The following is a 3,061-nucleotide window of genomic DNA, read 5'->3' as shown; positions in this document are numbered from 1 at the left end:
ATATAGTCAATAACATCATTCATCTCGCTATTCATAAGGTGAATTCCAATAAGACTATTATGAAAGTTTACTGAGCAAAGCTGAAGAGGGTAAAGGTCACTTTGCGACAACCGATGACGTTTGGTTTTTTAGTCTATTTAATGGTTTGCTAAGATGGGGTCTGAGACTAAGCGCCATAAGGATAGGCGCTTATTTTGAGAAAGAATAGCGGTTTTTTCTAAACGTAAGGCGACATTCACGTGTGCCGATTCGTGAGAGGTTTTGTGTGTTTAATGGCGACTAAACATCGTTGTTATGATGATTGTTATAACGACCCCACCAAGAGATAAACGATACCAAGACAGCACCTAATACCATCAGTCCCAGTGTTGTGAGCCAATGCGCACCTGTAGGGTAGTGCCATGGCATCACATTGACGACGGTCTCACTATCAAGTGTGTTTAAGGCATCTACTTTCCATGGCCATATCTTCACCAAGGATCCTGCGATAAAGCCTGTGAGCAGTGCCAACATTGCTTGATAATAGCGAGATAGCAGCCATTTGAGTGCGTGGGTAAATAGTAGTAGTCCAGTGAGCATTCCTGCCATAACTGTGAAAATGGCTGTGAAATTAAGGGTGTGTACCGCTTCTAATACAGCGTCATAAGCACCTAGTAATAAGAGGATAAAGGAGCCGGATATCCCTGGTAATATCATGGCACAAATCGCAATTGCTCCTGCAAAAAACAAATAAGCTAAGCTTGGTGTGGTGGATAGCAACGGCAAACTGCTAATAACCACAGCACTAACGAGACCTGCTGCAAACAGCAGCGCTCGGCTTATATTCCATCGTTTAATCTCGCTTAATAATATAAAGATGGTGGCGACGACCAGTCCAAAAAAGAACGACCAAATTAGTAACGGCTGGTTATCTAATAGGTGCTTGATAATGCCTGCTAAAGTGGCAAAACTGGTGGCGATACCGAGCAACAAGCATAATAAAAATGTCGCATCAACCTGCCGCCACACAGCAAACAGGCCCTTGACACCACCTTCTTGTCGGAATATCTGCCACAGATTGGGACCGATGCTACCGAGAGCGTTAATCAGACGCTCATAAACGCCAGCAATCAGTGCGATGGTACCGCCAGAGACGCCAGGCACGATATCCGCTGCGCCCATCGCTATTCCTTTGATATACACACCTAACAGTGCTTTTGGACTATCGGTAGCAGTCGCATGGGTATCCAATGGCTGAGAGGCTGACGACTCGCTTGGTCGCGGTGATGGTGATGCCGTCATGGACAATCCTTGATTATTTTGAAATAAGTGTTGGTGATAAAAAGTAAGCGTGGGGAGTAGATAGCCATAGTTGTGTTCAAGCTATAAATCTAAAGATAAAGCTATTAGAATATTGGTTTGAACGATAGCAACACAGCACGAAAGCCAGATTAATGATAAAACATTAACCTAGCTTTTTATATGAATGTGAGCGTGATTGTAAGCATTTGGCATTTATTCAGCAGGAGCAAGTGCTGGATAGCCAAGCGCATAAAGCGTGCCTTCAAGTCCAGTCACATTGATAGCAGAATCGGCACGTGCTTGGACAATAGGTTTGGCATGATAGGCAACACCTAAATCAGCGATGGCCATCATTGGTAAATCATTCGCACCATCACCAATACAGACAACTTGCGACATATCTATGCCTAAACGCTCTGCTGTGTGTTCGACGATCGCCGCTTTTTTGGCACCATTTACGATAGGCAACTGAACATGACCAGTGACTTTACCTTCTTCAATATCTAAGAAGTTTGCATGTACTTCATCAATCCCCAATTGCTCTGCGATATAACGGGCAAAATAAGTAAAGCCACCTGATACCAATACCGTGTGATAGCCCAAAGTTTTGAGTGCACTGATGGTGGTACGAGCACCTGGTGATATTGTTAAGTGGTTACAGATATTATCGAGCACGTCAGTTGGGATGTTTTTTAACAACGCCACACGTTGGGCAAAAGATTCGTCAAAATCGATTTCGCCGCGCATTGCTGATTCGGTGATGGCAGCGACTTTGTCACCGATACCTGCCGTTTTGGCTAGTTCGACGATGACTTCTTGCTCGATTAAAGTAGAATCCATATCAAAACAGGCAAGCTTATGGGTACGTAGCATATGACCGACGGATAAAATATGACAGTCGACGACATCTACGTTATCTGCGCTATCGGCACTGCGAGTGTTTTTATATTCTTCAGCCAAATCATGACGTAAACGTGCGGTCAGCTGATCGTCAATGATATGAGCGGCGGCGGTTTTTTTGGCAGGGTGCATTAATGTGTCAGTGACTGGTACTAGCAGATAGCGAAATACTTGTGACTGCGTAAATGGTAAACGCTGTGCATTTTTTGCTGTTGGCTCTATGTCAGAAACACTAATATTGACAAAGCTTGCATCGCTGTCTTCAGCAACAGTGACCAGATGCCAGTTTGGCTGCTCATCGACCCATGATTGCACATATTGATGAATATCAAGGGTTGATATTTTAGTCGGTAGCACCACAATCAGGGCGAAAACAGGTAGTGACTGTAACGCGTCAAAGTCATGTAAATTGGTATCGCTAGGTAAGAGAGACGCAATAGAATCAACGGCTTGTTGCCATGCTTTGCTGTCTTTTGGTAACGAATAAGATGTATTGTTTGGCATGGCTCAATTGTCCCTTGTATGCTCATATAAGATTGGGAATAATAGCAGTTTTCCTTGGCAGCGCCTATAGAGGACACGCAAAGTATTAAGGTGTCTGGAAAACGGCTGTAATAGATAAAGAAGCATTTAAAATTGAATGCTATTATCATAAAATTATAAAGCTGCTAACGCTATAAGACTGGTTATGGTGATATAGTAGAGAGGATAGCGGACTGTATTCATGATAAAGTTATCAGTCATAGCTCGTTCAGTATGCACCAGTTTATTAACGTATCATTTATAACGAACATTTTATGCCTGTGTCCGTTATAAATATGTATGCTGCATCATTTTTTAAAATTAGCCAAAAAATGAGCGATAGCCTTGTTTTTTAATT

2 protein-coding genes are annotated in these 3,061 nt (G+C 42.8%); both read right to left on the bottom strand.

Annotated elements, in window-relative coordinates:
* Positions 1–279: 279 nt before the first annotated feature.
* Complete coding sequence (locus ACT3SX_RS14510) at positions 280–1,281, bottom strand: DUF368 domain-containing protein (RefSeq protein ID WP_192519731.1); 1,002 nt, start codon at positions 1,279–1,281, stop codon at positions 280–282.
* 213 nt (positions 1,282–1,494) lie between these two features.
* On the bottom strand, positions 1,495–2,685 hold the full coding sequence (gene serB, locus ACT3SX_RS14505; protein ID WP_192519732.1) for a phosphoserine phosphatase SerB: 1,191 nt from the start codon (positions 2,683–2,685) through the stop codon (positions 1,495–1,497).
* Positions 2,686–3,061: the final 376 nt, after the last annotated feature.

The organism is Psychrobacter sp. AOP31-B2-9, assembly GCF_052378005.1.
Classification (GTDB): Bacteria; Pseudomonadota; Gammaproteobacteria; order Pseudomonadales; family Moraxellaceae; genus Psychrobacter.
This window is presented reverse-complemented; position numbering and strand designations above follow the sequence as displayed.